Annotated in this window: 13 protein-coding genes; all 13 read left to right on the forward strand. The window is 61.3% G+C overall.

The features are described from left to right. The 13 genes from AC1RTB_RS05350 to AC1RTB_RS05410 all read left to right on the forward strand — a co-directional run bounded on the left by AC1RTB_RS05350 (position 1) and on the right by AC1RTB_RS05410 (position 15,083). Positions 1 to 996, forward strand: coding sequence for a succinylglutamate desuccinylase/aspartoacylase family protein (locus AC1RTB_RS05350; RefSeq protein WP_492875425.1), 996 nt, complete (start codon positions 1 to 3; stop codon positions 994 to 996). Between the two features lies 1 nt (position 997). After that, positions 998 to 2,065 carry a peptidase C39 family protein gene (locus AC1RTB_RS05355; RefSeq protein WP_492875427.1) on the forward strand — a complete coding sequence of 356 codons (1,068 nt, stop codon included), beginning with the start codon at positions 998 to 1,000 and terminating at the stop codon, positions 2,063 to 2,065. A gap of 78 nt (positions 2,066 to 2,143) precedes the next feature. Then, on the forward strand, positions 2,144 to 2,686 hold the full coding sequence (locus tag AC1RTB_RS05360; protein ID WP_492875429.1) for a Chromate resistance protein ChrB: 543 nt from the start codon (positions 2,144 to 2,146) through the stop codon (positions 2,684 to 2,686). Between the two features lie 48 nt (positions 2,687 to 2,734). Continuing rightward, positions 2,735 to 3,952: an MFS transporter gene (locus AC1RTB_RS05365; RefSeq protein ID WP_492875431.1), complete on the forward strand. Its 1,218-nt coding sequence runs from the start codon at positions 2,735 to 2,737 to the stop codon at positions 3,950 to 3,952. A gap of 101 nt (positions 3,953 to 4,053) precedes the next feature. Then, the gene (locus AC1RTB_RS05370; protein WP_492875432.1) at positions 4,054 to 5,049 is read left to right on the forward strand and encodes a BMP family lipoprotein; all 996 of its coding nucleotides are present in this window, start codon (positions 4,054 to 4,056) and stop codon (positions 5,047 to 5,049) included. A 32-nt stretch (positions 5,050 to 5,081) separates the two neighbouring features. Beyond that, positions 5,082 to 6,650 carry an ABC transporter ATP-binding protein gene (locus AC1RTB_RS05375; RefSeq protein ID WP_492876328.1) on the forward strand — a complete coding sequence of 523 codons (1,569 nt, stop codon included), beginning with the start codon at positions 5,082 to 5,084 and terminating at the stop codon, positions 6,648 to 6,650. Then, complete coding sequence (locus tag AC1RTB_RS05380; RefSeq protein WP_492875434.1) at positions 6,625 to 7,722, forward strand: ABC transporter permease; 1,098 nt, start codon at positions 6,625 to 6,627, stop codon at positions 7,720 to 7,722. The genes AC1RTB_RS05375 and AC1RTB_RS05380 overlap by 26 nt, the downstream gene beginning before the upstream one ends. A gap of 2 nt (positions 7,723 to 7,724) precedes the next feature. Continuing rightward, positions 7,725 to 8,684 (forward strand): ABC transporter permease, encoded by a 960-nt coding sequence (locus AC1RTB_RS05385; protein WP_476783659.1) that lies wholly within the window; start codon positions 7,725 to 7,727, stop codon positions 8,682 to 8,684. Position 8,685: 1 nt separating this feature from the next. Next, positions 8,686 to 9,483, forward strand: coding sequence for a purine-nucleoside phosphorylase (locus AC1RTB_RS05390; protein WP_492875436.1), 798 nt, complete (start codon positions 8,686 to 8,688; stop codon positions 9,481 to 9,483). An 83-nt stretch (positions 9,484 to 9,566) separates the two neighbouring features. After that, positions 9,567 to 10,502: a sugar-binding transcriptional regulator gene (locus AC1RTB_RS05395; protein WP_492875438.1), complete on the forward strand. Its 936-nt coding sequence runs from the start codon at positions 9,567 to 9,569 to the stop codon at positions 10,500 to 10,502. Between the two features lie 11 nt (positions 10,503 to 10,513). After that, entirely contained in the window at positions 10,514 to 11,749 is a 1,236-nt protein-coding gene (locus AC1RTB_RS05400) for a phosphopentomutase (protein WP_492875440.1), read from the forward strand. Beyond that, positions 11,742 to 12,740 (forward strand): deoxyribose-phosphate aldolase, encoded by a 999-nt coding sequence (deoC, locus tag AC1RTB_RS05405; protein ID WP_492876330.1) that lies wholly within the window; start codon positions 11,742 to 11,744, stop codon positions 12,738 to 12,740. The genes AC1RTB_RS05400 and deoC overlap by 8 nt, the downstream gene beginning before the upstream one ends. Positions 12,741 to 12,755: 15 nt before the next feature. Further along, positions 12,756 to 15,083, forward strand: coding sequence for an aldehyde dehydrogenase family protein (locus AC1RTB_RS05410; protein WP_492875442.1), 2,328 nt, complete (start codon positions 12,756 to 12,758; stop codon positions 15,081 to 15,083). Positions 15,084 to 15,201: the final 118 nt, after the last annotated feature.

Genomic DNA, 15,201 nt, shown 5'->3' on the forward strand with positions numbered 1-15,201 from the left:
ATGTCGACGCAAATCTGGACGCAGCTGGACTATGACCGACCGGGCAAGCAGATCGGCAATCTGCATCTGCCGCATTCGGTTCATCGCTCGGCCTATGGCACGATCACCATCCCGGTTGGGGTCGTTTCAGGCGGCAAGGGCCCGACAATGCTGCTCACCGCAGGCACCCATGGCGACGAATATGAAGGCCAGATCGCGCTGACCAAGCTGCTGCGGACCATCGATCCCGCCTCGATCAACGGCCGGCTGATCGTGCTGCCGATGCTCAACGCGCCGGCGGCACTTGCCGGTTGCCGTGTCTCTCCGCTCGACGGCGGCAATCTCAACCGTGCCTATCCCGGCGATCCCCTGGGCGGGCCGACTGCGGCCATCGCCGACTATGTCAGCTCCGTGCTGCTGCCACTCGCCGATGTCTATCATGATTTCCACGCCGGCGGCTCGTCGCTGAATTATCTTCCGTTCGTCTCCATCCGCCGCAGCGGCGATGCCGAACTCGACAACCGCGCGCTCGCGGCCGCACGGGCGTTCGGGGCGCCGCATTTGCAGGTCTGGGGCTACAGCCCCGATCCCCGGCTCTCGACCTCGGAGTCAAACCGCCAGGGCATCATTTCGCTCGGCGGCGAGTTTGGCGGCGGCGGAACGGTATCGCGACAGGGGCTTGCGCTGATCGAAAACGGCATCCAGCGCCTGCTCGCCCATTTTGGCATGATCGAGCCAACATTGGACGAACCCTTGCCTCCCGCCGTCGAGTTCGAGGTGCTTGGGCGCGACTATTATGTCTACGCGACCGAGGACGGCGTGTTCGAGCCGATGACCGATCTCGGAGACCACATCGAGGCTGGCGCCCTATGCGGTGTGATCCATGCGGTGAATGATCCGGCGCGCGCAGCGACGCCCCAGTATTTCGACATTTCCGGCATCGTCGTGTGCCAGCGCCACCCCTCGCTGGTCGTGCGCGGCGATTGCCTCGCCCATCTCGCAACTCCAAGGATCTGACATGGCCGAGCCCATCAACGTCACGCAACTTCTCGATGGCCGCGAAGCGCCGCAAGGACTGCCAGCTGATATGGCCGAGCGCCTTGCGGCAATCCAGTCGGCGCGCGGCCGCATCGTTTTCATTGCGCATCGTGGCGATGCCATCGTCGGGCTGTTGGTCGGGCGCAGGCGGCGCACCACGACAATGCTGCGGATCGCCTGTTTCTGGGTCGATGCCGATGACATCGACAGCAACGCTGTCGGCCGCGAACTTGTATCGGCATTGGAGCAGCTGTCGCTCGACAGCGATATCCTGACCTGGCGCATCGCAGCTGACACAGCGGAAAACGATATCTCCGCAACTTTGAGAGGCCTGACCGGCATCGCCACCGCGCGACCAGGCGCGACATATGCGGAACGACGATTGCGAAACGACGGGCTGACGGCAAACTCAAGGACGCCGATATACACGCAAACGACAGGTTTCACCTGTGGCTCGGCCTCGCTGATGATGGCTTTTGCCGGCCTCGATCCTTCGTCTGGCATGGACCGTCTTCTGGAAATAGCAATGTGGCGCGAGGCAACGACTGTGGTGTCGATGGACGGCCCCGGCGGCTGCGATCCTTACGGCCTCGCTCTTTCAGCAGCATCGCGCGGCTATGCGGTGAAGGTGTTCATGAGCACATCCGAAGCGATCCTCATCGATCGCGGCAACACCGAAGCCAAACGCGACCTGATGAAGTTCGTCCAGGCCGACTTCAAGACCCGTGTGCTTGATGCCGGCATCGAGGTCGCGGAGCGCGCTTTCACCATCGCCGAACTGCGCGGCGCCGTGGCCGCAGGCTCGATCGCAGTGGTCCTGATCGACCAAAGGGAGACCCACGGCCGCACCGCACCGCACTGGGTTGTCGCCCATGCGGTGAGCGCGGAGCATTTCCTCGTCAACGACCCATGGTTCGAAGTCGATGCGCTCGAAACCAGCGTCGATGTTGCCGATCTGCCGATCCGCGATGCCATGTTCGATCGCATGGCCTGGTACGGAGAACCGGCCTATCGCGCGGCCTTGATCATCGGGCCACGGGCGGTTTGAGTCCTATCGATCGAGCGCACCGGAAATGTGTCAATAGTTGCAATTGATTTGTAACGGCCGTTGCACCATGATGTAGCCATGGTTGTTTCCGCTTGGCTTCTTCTGACCTACAAAGTGCCGCCCGAACCGGCTACGAAACGCGTCGCGCTGTGGCGGCGGCTCAAAGGCATGGGCGCGATTTACCTGCAGAACGGCGTCTGCCTGCTGCCGAAGACCGACGATCATATCCGGCGGCTGAAGATGCTGGAGAACGATGTTTCCGAGATGGGTGGCGAAGCCGTGATCCTGGAAACTGTCGCGCTCGACCGGACCCAGGAAGAAAAGGTCGTTGCCCGCTTCAAGGCGGATCGCGATGAGCAGTATCGCGAGTTTCTCGGCAGATGCGCCGACTTCGAAGCGGAGATCGCCAAGGAGGTCGCGATCAACAAATTCACCTATGCCGAGCTCGAGGAGGGTGAGACCGACCTGAAGAAGCTCCAGGGCTGGCTGGAGAAGATCAAAAAGCTCGATTTCTACGGCGCGACGCTGGCGGACGAGGCAGCGGAACGGTTGCGGGCCTGCGAGACCTTGCTCGACAGCTACGCGCAACGGGTCTTCGACGCCCATGACGAGAACCACTGACATGGGCGGCCGCGTGACTTGCGCGGCCAAGATGACGGAACAGTTGCGATGACTTTCGAAGTTGCAAAACGCCCCGGGGCCCGCAGCGGGATTCCAACCGGTATATGGGTCCTCGGCTTCGTCTCGATGCTCATGGACATCTCGTCCGAGATGATCCACGCGCTCTTGCCCGTTTACATGGTGGCGGTACTCGGAACCTCGGCGCTTACCGTTGGCATCATTGAAGGCATCGCCGAAGCGACAGCCTCGATCACCAAGGTGTTCTCGGGCGCGCTGAGCGACTGGCTCGGCAAACGCAAGCTCCTGGCAGCGCTTGGGTATGGCCTTGCGGCCATCACCAAGCCGATTTTCCCATTGGCGTCCACGATCGAATGGCTGATAGCTGCCCGTTTCATCGACCGTATCGGCAAGGGCATCAGGGGTGCCCCTCGTGACGCCCTTGTCGCCGACATCGCTCCGCCGCATCTGCGCGGCGCGGCCTTCGGCTTGCGCCAGTCGCTCGACACCATCGGCGCCTTTATCGGTCCGCTCCTCGCCATCGGCCTGATGTGGCTGACTGCCGATCATTTCCAGGCGGTGTTCTGGATCGCCGTCATTCCTGCGTTCCTGTCAGTCGGCCTGATCCTGGTTGCGGTGAAGGAACCGGAGAGGCCAAGAGAACTGCGCCGTGTTCGCATGCCACTGCATCGCGATGAACTGAAACGTCTCGGGTCGACATATTGGTGGGTCGTTGGGGTCGCAACCGTCTTCACGCTCGCCCGCTTCAGCGAGGCGTTTCTGATCCTTCGTGCTCAATCGATCGGTTTGCCGCTGACGCTGGTTCCGATCGTGCTGGTGATCATGAGCCTTGCCTATTCACTCTCGGCCTATCCGGTCGGCGTGCTTTCGGATCGCGTCAATCGCCTGACTCTTCTGGCCATCGGTCTCGTTCTTCTTCTGGGGGCCGACCTCGTGCTCGCTTTCGCGGCGGATATCATCTGGCTCGGCGCAGGTGTCGTGCTCTGGGGCCTTCATATGGGCTTCACCCAGGGCTTGCTGACAACGCTTATCGCCGAGACCGCTCCGGCCGAGCTGCGCGGAACGGCCTTCGGCATGTTCAATCTGATGACCGGGGTCGCGCTGCTCGTCGCCAGCGTCGTTGCCGGCGCGCTTTGGGACATGGCGGGGCCGCAAGGCACGTTCCTGGCAGGAGCCACCTTTACCATGCTGACCCTCGCCGGATTGTTTGTCATCCGCGGCCGGCTGAGAGAGCGGGCTGGTGCGTAAACGCCTGCGCCAGCACCCGCTGGAAAATGCGTTTGAATAATAATTCATAGTGTGCATTATTATCAACCAAGGGTCGGGAGCCCTTGTTTGGAGAGGACATCATGAATTTTGTGCGCGCCGTCGTTGTAGCCGGCTCAATGCTTGGAGCCGTGTCTGCGGCCCTGGCCGATGCCAACCCGGCGGTCATTTTCGACCTGGGTGGGAAGTACGACAAATCGTTCAACGAGGCGTCGTCTGTCGGAGCCGAAAGGTTTCGCCAGGAAACCGGCATTGCCTACCGCGAATTCGAGCTGCAGTCGGATGCGCAGAGAGAACAGTCGTTGCGGCGCTTCGCCCAGCAAGGGCACAATCCGGTCGTCGTCACCGGGTTCTCGTGGGGCCCGGCGGTAAAGGCGGTTGCGCCGGAATACCCTGATACGAAGTTCGTGCTCATCGATTCCGTCGTCGACCTTCCCAATGTGCGCTCGGTGATTTTCAAGGAGCAGGAAGGCTCCTATCTGGTGGGCCTCATGGCCGCCATGGCCTCGAAATCAAACAAGGTTGGCTTTGTCGGCGGGATGGATATTCCGATGATCCGCGCCTTCGCCTGCGGCTACAAGCAGGGCGCCAAAGCGACCAAGGCCGACATCGAGGTGCTTGAGAACATGACCGGAACCACCGGTGCTGCCTGGCGCGACCCGGTGAAGGGCGGCGAATTGGCCAAGTCGCAGATCGGCCGGGGCGTCGACGTGGTCTACCATGCCGCCGGCGGAACGGGCATTGGCGTGCTGCAGGCGGCGGCCGATGCTGGCGCGCTTGGTATTGGCGTCGACAAGAACCAGAACCACCTGCATCCCGGCCACGTGCTGACCTCGATGCTCAAGCGCGTCGATGTCGCCGTTTATACGGCCATGATGGACGTTCAAAAAGACACCTTCACGCCCGGCCTTCAATCGCTCGGCCTAGCTCAGGACGGCGTCGATATCGCCGTGGACGACAACAACAAGGCTCTCATCTCGCCCGAGATGGCTGCGGCTGTCGCAGCGGCCAAGGCCCGGATCGTCTCCGGCGAGATCAAGGTGCACGACTACCGCACTGACGACACCTGCCCGCTCTGAAAATTTGAGGCCGTCAGATGGTCAGCAACAACATGGAGGAGACCACTTCGGTCTCCCCCGCGATTGAGCTCATTGGCATATCCAAATCGTTCGGTTCTGTTCACGCGAACAAGAACATCTCGATGACGGTGGCCAAGGGGACCATTCACGGCATTGTAGGTGAAAACGGCGCCGGGAAATCGACATTGATGTCGATCCTGTACGGCTTCTACCAGGCCGACAAGGGCGAGATCCAGGTCAACGGCAAACGGGTGGCGATCCGCCACTCCAACGATGCGATCGCGGCTGGAATTGGCATGGTTCACCAGCATTTCATGCTGGTGAAGCCGTTCACCGTGCTGGAAAACATCATTCTGGGCGCCGAAGACGGCGTGCGCTTGCAGCATTCCTACAGCAAGGCGCGGCAGGTCCTCAAGGAATTGGCCAGCGAGTACGGTCTCGAGGTCGATCCCGATGCCGTGGCCGGCGATCTTTCTGTCGGCTTGCAGCAAAGGGTCGAGATCCTCAAGGCGCTCTATCGCCAAGCCGAGATTTTGATCCTCGACGAGCCGACCGGCGTGCTCACGCCGGCTGAAGCCGACCATCTGTTTCGGATTCTGCAGGGCCTCAAGGCGCAAGGCAAAACGATCGTTTTCATCACGCACAAGCTGCGTGAGATCATGGCGATCACCGACACTGTCAGCGTCATGCGGCGTGGCGAAATGACCGCGACGCATCCGACCGCCGACATGAGCGTGACGAAGCTTGCCGAACTGATGGTTGGGCGCTCGGTCGAGTTGAAAGTGCACAAGCCTACGGCAAAGCCCGGCAAGGACGTGCTTTCCGTCCACGATCTGACCGTCGCAAAAGACGGCGTCGAACGGCTGAAGTCCGTCTCGTTCAATATTCGCGCTGGCGAGATCCTTGGGGTGGCAGGCGTAGCCGGGAACGGCCAGTCCGAACTGCTGGAGATCTTGTGCGGGATGCGCCCGGCGACAAGCGGCGAGGTCCGGCTGAACGGTTCGGTCCTCGACGTCTCGCGCGGCGGCCGCGCGGCTGAAAAGCGCCAGAAACGCATCGGCCATGTTCCCGAGGACCGGCATCGCCACGGGCTGGTCATGCCATTCAGCGTTTGGGAGAATGCAAGCTTCGGCTATCACCGCAAGCCCGCCTTCACAAAGTGGCTGTTCTCGCGCCCCGGCAAGATGAAACAGGCCGCGCGCGCGCTGATAGAGGCGTTCGACGTCCGGCCAGACGATCCATTCCTGAAAACCGCCAATTTGTCGGGCGGAAACCAGCAAAAAATCGTCCTGGCACGCGAGATCGGACAAAATCCCGACCTGCTGCTGATCGGCCAGCCGACGCGCGGGGTGGATATCGGCGCCATCGAATACATTCATCGCGAGATCATTTCGCTGCGCGAGCAGGGCAAGGCGATCCTGCTGGTTTCGGTCGAGCTGGACGAGATTCTCGGTCTCTCGGATCGGGTGATCGTGATGTTCGATGGCCGCATTTCGGGCGAGCGATCCGTTGACGACACCGATGAAAACGACCTTGGCCTGCTCATGGCTGGCGTGAACCAAAGGGAGAGCTCCCATGCCCCAGCTGCCAAAATGGGCTGATGTATTTCTGGTTCCGCTGCTGAGCGTGTGTCTGGCGCTTGTCGTGTCGGGCCTCGTCGTGCTGGCAATCGGAGAGGACCCGCTGAAGGCCGTTCGCGTGATGGCCACAGGCGCATTCGGCAACAGCTACAATCTCGGTTTCACCCTCTTTTACTTCACCAATTTCCTTCTCACCGGCCTTGCGGTTGCTGTCGCTTTCCACGCCGCGCAGTTCAACATCGGCGGTGAAGGCCAGGCGATTTTTGCCGGGATCGGTGCCGGGCTTGTGGGGCTTTCGCTCGACCAGACGCATTGGCTGATCGTCCTGCCTGTGGGAATTCTTGTTGCTTTCGCCTTTGGCGCGGCTTGGGCTGCGATACCTGCTTATCTGCAGGCGCGCCGTGGCAGCCACATCGTCATCACCACGATCATGTTCAACTACATCGCAGCAGGCTTGCTGGTTGCGCTGCTCAGCAACATCCTCAAGCCGATCGGCGCGTCCGCGCCGCAATCGCGCACCTTCGACGACGCCGCCCACCTGCCCCGGATCGATGAAGTGCTGGCCTGGTTTGGCTTCGAGGTGCAGCGCATGGAGGGCAACATCATGTTCTTCGTTGCACTGCTGGCCTGCGTCCTGGTTTGGCTGCTGCTGTGGCGGACCCATTTCGGCTATGAAATCCGCGCCTACGGACATAGCGAAAAAGCCACCGACTACGCTGGAATATCCAGTTTCCGCATCGTCATGCTTGTGATGCTGATTTCAGGCGGGCTGGCCGGATTGATGGCCACCAATTCAGTCCTGGGGCAGCAGCACGCACTGGTGCTTGGATTTGTCGAGGGTGCGGGCTTTACCGGCATTGCGGTCGCGCTGATGGGACGATCCCATCCATTCGGGGTTGCACTGGCCGCGCTGCTGTTCGGCGCGCTTTACCAAGGTGGCGCGGAACTGGCGTTCGAGATGCCGGCGATCCCCGCGAAGATGATCGTCATCATCCAGGCGCTGATCATCTTGTTTGTCGGCGCGATGGAAAACCTTGTCCGCATCCCGCTCACCCGCCTGTTTGCATTCGCCCAATTCTCGCGGAAGTCGTGATAATGGACGTCGATATCATCATTCAAATTCTTGGTGCGACGCTGCGCGTGGCGACGCCGATCCTGCTGGCGTGTCTGGCGGGGCTGTACTCCGAACGTTCCGGCATCGTCGATATCGGGCTGGACGGCAAAATGCTGATCGCTGCCTTTGCGTCCGCAGCGACAGCAGCGCTTGTCGGCAACATCTGGATAGCACTTCTCGTTGCCGTGCTGGCATCTTCGGGGTTTGCGCTCATCCATGGCTTCGCATCGATCACACTGCGCGGCAACCAGCTGATTTCGGGTGTCGCCATCAACATGCTGGCGCTCGGCATCGCCTACCTGCTAGCGCAAACGATATTCGGAACGGGTGGTCAAACGCCTGGCCTCAATGCCGACCAACGCTTCCTGGGCATCGAGTTGCCTTTCCACAATCAGTTGGGCGGCGTTTACCAGCAGGTGATCTCCGGCCAGAGCGTGATCGTGTACCTGGCGCTTGCGCTGGTTCCATTGACCTGGTGGATCTTGTACCGGACACGCTACGGCCTGCGGCTAAGGGCTGTGGGTGACGCACCGAGTGCTGTGGATACGGCCGGCATCAGTGTCACCAGGCTTCGCTATTCGGCCGTCCTGATCGGCGGCGTGCTCTGCGGTGTCGCCGGCACCTATCTTTCCACCGCCCAGGCCGCCGGCTACACGGACGGCATGACGGCGAACCGGGGTTTCATCGCCCTTGCCGCGTTGATCTTTGCGAAGTGGCGCCCCTACCCCGCCCTCGGCGCATGCCTGCTGTTCGGCTTTGTCGAGGCCGTGGGTTATCAGATTCATGGAAACGTACACTTCGACAGCCGCGTGCTCGCGGCACTTGTCGAGTTCCTTGAAAGCTCGCTTCCCTACATTTTGACGATCGTAATCCTTGCCGGGTTCGTCGGAAAAGCAACACCGCCCGCCGCGGGCGGTATCCCCTACACAAAGGAACGTTGAAATGAGCACTGAAGAGTCTCTGAAGGTCATCAATGCCCGCTGCGGCAATCCCAAGGTTCGCATCGGCTTCATCCTCGGATCGGGCCTGGGACATCTGACCGAGGCCGTTGACGGCATCGCCATCGACTATACCGATTTGCCCGGCTTCCCGCATGCCGGCGTGTCCGGCCACACCGCCAAGCTTGTCATCGGCAAGCTTGAAGGCGTCGATGTCGCCGTCTTTGGCGGACGTGCGCATTTTTACGAAAAAGGCCAGGCTGACGCGATGCGCGTTCCCCTCGAAGTCCTTGCTGCCTTGGGTGCCGAACAGCTGTTTGCGACGAATGCTTGCGGTTCGTTCTCGACCGACATTCCTCCGGGCGAACTGATGCTGATTTCGGACCACATCAACTTCTCCGGCCGCAGCCCGCTCATCGGCGAGCCGACCGACAAGCGGTTTGTCAATCTGGTCGACGCCTACGATCCAGCGAGCCGCAAAAGGCTGATGGAAATTGCGGCAGCCGAAGGGATCGCGCTGAAGGAAGGCGTCTATTCCTGGTATTCGGGCCCGAACTTCGAGACACCGGCAGAAATTCGCGCGCTGAAAATCCTCGGCGCCGACGCCGTTGGCATGTCCACCGTTCCCGAAGTCATCCTGGCCAGGTTCCTCGGCATGAAGTGCTGTGCCGTGTCGGTGATCACCAACATGGCCGCGGGCCTCGGCACCGAGCACATCAGCCACGAGCACACCAAGGCCAGCGCGCCCATTGGCGCGATGAAGCTCGAAAAGCTTATCCGCGGCTTTCTGCGTGGCCTATAAGTAGCTCACGGCATCGCCGTTCGCATCGGCCAAGGGGGACAAGAACGATGAAAGAAACATCCAGCGACTGGCACCAGTACAATGTGGTCAAGGCTGCCTGGATGTATTTTGTCGGGGGCAAAAGCCAGGCTGAGATCGCCAAAGCACTGAACATGTCTCAGCCCAGCATCAACCGCCTTATCGCCCAGGCGCAGCGCGAGCGGATCGTCCAGGTTTCGGTCAGCAAACGGCCGAGCGAGTGCATTGAGCTCGAAATGGCGCTTTGCGCAGAGTTTGGGCTCGACAACTGCGTCGTCGTGCCGGTCGATGCCGCGTCGTCGCGCCGGTTCGAAGACGTTCTTCAGCCCGTCAGCAAGATCGCGGCGGCTTACCTGACCTCGGTGCTGTCAGATACATCGATCAAGCGCATCGGTATCGGCATGGGCCGAACCTTGGCTTGCACGTTCGCCGAAGTGGTGACGATCGAGCGGCCGGATCTGGAGGCGGTGTCGATTTCCGGCTCTCTGACCCGCTCGCTCGCCTCCAACAGAATGGACCCGGTTCAGGTTCTTGCCAGAAACGTTCGCGGAGACATGTACTTCCTGCCGGTTCCCTACCTCGCCAACAGCGTGGAGGAAAAGAACGTTTTCCTGTCCCAACCGAGCGTTCAGCAATTGTTGGACAAGGCCCGCGCATCGGATCTGTTTGTCGTCGGCATCGGCTCGCTTGGCCGAGAAGACCATTTGTTTGCAAATCAGGTCATCACCGAGGCCGAGTATGACGAGCTGGTCGCCACCGACGCAGTGGGGGATCTGATGGGCAGGTTCTTCGACATCGACGGAGGGCTGGTTCCGGTTGAACTCGCCGACAAGGCTGTCGGGATATCTCCCGCGGAAGTGTCGGATCGGCGATGCATCGCCATCGTTTGCGGAGAGACCAAGGCCAAGGCAACGCTCGGCGTGCTGCGCAGCGGATACATCAACGAGCTCGTCATCGACGAAGCTCTTGCAAGACGCGTGCTCAAGAGCTTCGATAGCTGAAAACTGGTATCATGACGAACAACCGAGCCATCTTGATCGTTCTGGATTCCGTCGGGATCGGCGGTGCCGACGACGCGATTCCTTACGGTGACAACGGTTCCAACACCTTGGGCCACATCATTGAGGCAGCCAACCAGGGCAAGGCCGATATCGAAGGCATTCGCCGTGGGCCGCTGATGCTGCCCAACCTGGCCAAGCTGGGGCTGTTCAATGCATTGCGACTGGCTGGCGGCGAGGCAGTCTTAAGCGAACCGGCAACCGGCACATGGGGCGTTGGAATAGAAAGCTCCAAGGGCAAGGATACGACATCGGGCCATTGGGAGATTGCCGGAACACCTGTCAGCAAGGACTTCCACTATTTTCCGAACCAGGTTCCGACCTTTCCCGACCGCCTGATCGACGACATCGTCACGCGCTTCGGCCTGCCCGGCGTGATCGGCAACAAACATGCGTCGGGCACACAGGTCATCGAGGAATTCGGCGCCGAACACGTCGCCACCGGCAAGCCCATTTTCTATACCTCCGCGGACTCCGTCATCCAGATCGCCGCTCACGAAACCCATTTTGGCCTCGAGAGGCTTTACGCGCTTTGCGCATTCACGCGTGATCTCGTCGACCCGCTGGTGGTCGGACGCGTCATCGCCCGGCCATTTGTCGGCGAAGAAAATAGCTTCGTCCGGAGTGCCAACCGCCGGGACTTCTCGATGCCCCCCTTCGACCAGACCCTGCTCGACGAGCTGGTGGCGGCGGGGCGGCACGTGACCGGCGTTGGCAAGATCAGCGACATATTTGCCGGCCGAGGCATATCGGAATCGCGAAAGGCGACAGGCATCGAAGGTACTGTCGATGCGACGCTTCAGGCGATGCGCGATCTGCCGCCTGGCGGGCTCGTGTTCTCGAACATCGTCGAGTTTGACAGCGAATTTGGACACCGCCGCGATGTGGCCGGCTACGCCAACGCCCTGGAAGTCGTTGACGGACTCATTCCCTCGATCCTGCGCGAGCTGGGTCCAGGCGACCTGCTCATCCTGACCGCCGACCACGGCAACGACCCGACCTGGCCAGGAACGGACCATACCAGGGAAAGAACACCCATCCTGATCGCCGGGCCGGGCGCAAAACCGGGATCGGTCGGGCTCAGAGGGTTTGCCGATATCGGCGCGACCATCGCGGCGCATCTTGGCATCAAGACGAACATGCAAAGCAACAGTATCGATTGGAAGGGGAACGTGGATGTCCATGCCTGAAATTGGCGAAGGGATGATCCCTACTGCCCCCATTGGGCACAATCTGCCGCGCAATCCCGGGATGGCACTTGATCTCGATTGGGTCGAGGCTGTGCGGGCGAATACCTCGGCGATCGAGCGCCGGACCAAGAGCCTCGTTGCGAGGCGCACCGCCAAGAAGGATTATCAGGCGGCCTGGCTGTTGCGAGCCGTGTCATGCATCGACCTGACCACCTTGTCGGGTGACGACACCGAGGGGCGGGTTCGCCGCCTTTGCGAAAAGGCAAAGCGCCCGATACGCGCCGACATCCTTGAAGCGCTCGGCATGTCCGGGGTGAACCTGACGACGGGCGCGGTCTGCGTCTATCACGAGATGGTCGAGCCGGCGAAACGCTTCCTCAGCGGCAGCGGCATCCCTGTCGCTGCGGTTTCCACCGGCTTCCCCGCAGGTCTTTCGCCTCTTGAGCTTAGGCTGAAAGAGATCGAGGCGTCTGTTGCAGCAGGGGCAAGCGAAATCGACATCGTGATCTCGCGCCGCCACGTGCTCACCCAGAACTGGACGGCACTTTACGACGAGATTTCGGCCTTTCGCAAAGCTTGTGGCGATGCGCATATGAAGTCCATTCTTGCCACGGGCGAGTTGAAGACGCTGCGCAACGTCTACAAGGCGTCACTCGTCGCGATGATGGCGGGCTCCGATTTCATCAAGACCTCGACCGGAAAAGAGGCGGTGAACGCGACGCTGCCGGTGTCGCTGATCATGGTGCGCGCCATTCGCGACTACCATGAGCGAACCGGCCATTTCGTCGGCTACAAACCGGCCGGCGGTGTCAGCACGGCCAAGGACGCGCTTTCCTATCTGATCCTGATGAAGGAAGAGCTGGGGCGCCGCTGGATGGAACCAGACCTGTTTCGGTTTGGCGCATCGAGCCTGCTTGGCGACATCGAACGCCAGCTCGAGCATCATGTCACCGGCGCATATTCCGCCTCTTTCCGCCACCCGCTTGTCTAAAGGGGCTTGAAGGCAATGAACGTAAGAGAGATCTACGAAACGATGGAATACGGCCCGGCACCCGAGAGCAAAACCGAAGCTCTGGCCTGGCTGAACGCCCACGACCGCCGCTTTGGCCTGTTCATCAATGGCGCCTTTTCGGCTCCCTTGTCGGGCTCCACCTTCAAGACATCCTCCCCGGCCTCCGGCGAGACGCTGGCCGAGATCGCGCTTGCCGGCGACGCCGATGTCGATGCGGCGGTGAAAGCGGCAAGACGCGCGCAGCCAGCCTGGGCGGCTTTGAAGGGAAGCGAGCGTGCCCGCTACCTCTACGCGCTGGCCCGGCACCTGCAAAAGCATGCGCGCCTCTTTGCCGTGCTTGAGACCATGGACAATGGCAAAACGATCCGCGAAAGCCGCGACATCGATATCCCGCTCGCCGTGCGGCATTTCTACTATCACGCCGGCTGGGCCTCGCTTCAGGCGAAGGAGTTCGCCGGCTATGAACCGCTTGGCGTTGCAGGCCAGGTCATCCCCTGGAACTTCCCGCTTCTGATGCTGGCATGGAAAGTGGCACCCGCGATCGCGATGGGCAACACGGTGGTGCTGAAGCCGGCCGAGCAGACCCCGCTCACCGCGCTCTTGTTTGCAAAAATCTGCCAGGAAGCGGGACTGCCCGACGGCGTCGTCAACATCATCACCGGCGATGGCGCAACGGGTGCAGCACTTGTCGACCATCCAGACGTCAACAAGATCGCTTTCACCGGGTCGACCGCTGTCGGCAAGCTCATCCGCGAGCGCACCGCCGGCAGCGGCAAGAGCCTGACGCTGGAACTCGGCGGCAAGTCTCCGTTCATCGTGTTCGACGATGCCGACCTGGACAGCGCGGTTGAAGGGATCGTGGATTCGATCTGGTTCAACCAGGGTCAGGTTTGCTGCGCCGGATCGCGCCTGCTGGCCCAGGAAGGCATTGCCGAAAAGCTGTACGGCAAGCTTGCCGCGCGCCTGCGCACGCTGCGTGTCGGCGACCCGCTGGACAAGTCGGTCGACATGGGTCCCATCGTTTCAGCCGAGCAGTTGGCGCGCATTCGCGAGCTGGTGAAAATCGGAACCAGCGAGGGAGCCGAACTCATCCAGGCACCCTGCGATCTGCCCGACACCGGCTATTTCTACCCGCCCACGCTTTTGACCAATGTCGAGACATCTCATCTGCTCGCGCAAGAAGAGATCTTTGGTCCTGTCCTGGTGGCGATGACGTTCAGGACACCCGGCGAGGCAGTCGAGATCGCCAATCACACGCGTTACGGCCTTGCGGCGAGCGTGTGGACCGAAAACGTCAATCTCGCACTCGACATGGCGCCGAAGCTGAAGGCTGGCGTGGTGTGGATCAATTCGGCCAATCTGTTCGATGCGGCCGCCGGCTTCGGTGGCGTCAAGGAATCCGGTTATGGCCGCGAGGGCGGACGTGAGGGGCTGTTTTCCTATCTCAAGCCCATCGCTCCGGCAAAAGCAGCACAAAAGCCGGCCAAGAAAAACAAGGTTCAGGCGGTCGAGGGCGTCGATCGCACGCCCAAGCTGTATATCGGCGGCAAGCAGGCGCGGCCCGATGGCGGATACTCCATGGAGGTCACAGCACCTGACGGTTCCTTGCTTGGCCATGTCGGCCTAGGCGGCCGCAAAGATATAAGAAATGCGGTTGAAGCCGCGCAAAAGGCCGGCGGCTGGGCCGGCGTGTCGGGCTACAACAAGGCACAAATCCTCTATTTCGTCGCGGAAAACCTGGCTGCCCGCCGCCAGGAATTCGAGGCAAGGATAGCGGCCATGACCGGCCGGGACGATGGCGCCGCCGAGCTGGATGAGGCGCTCGACATCCTGTTCACCTATGCCGCATGGGCCGACAAATATGACGGTGCCGTGCATGCCGTGCCGATCCATGGCGCGGTGCTGGCGATGAACGAACCCAATGGCGTCGTTGGCGTCGTCTGCCCGAATGAGCGTCCATTGGCTGGATTGCTTGCTCTGGTCGCGCCAGCGCTTGCCACCGGAAATCGCGTGGTCGTCGTTCCAAGCGAAACGCACCCGCTGTCGGCGACCGATCTCTATCAGGTGTTCGACACATCCGACCTGCCGGCCGGCGTGGTGAACATCGTGACCGGCAATACGCTCGACCTGGCGCAGGTTCTGGCGCAGCACAATGAAGTCGACGCGCTTTGGTATGACGGCCCCAGCGAGGGCGTGGCGCCGGTGGAGAAGGCGTCTGTCGGCAATCTGAAAAAGGTCTGGATCGTCGGCCCCGAAGGCGACCGTGACGTGCTCCGTCACGCAACACAGGTCAAGAATGTCTGGATCCCCTACGGCGAGTAGGGCTGAAACAGCTCGGTCGACGCCAGTCTTTTAGGCGTCGACCGACAAGGACATGAAACGGCAGATCAGGTGTCTCCGCCATCGGCCATTCACGCGCGGCGCTGGCAGTGGCCCTGCC

This window comes from Aminobacter sp. GW821-FHT11F06, from assembly GCF_058808215.1.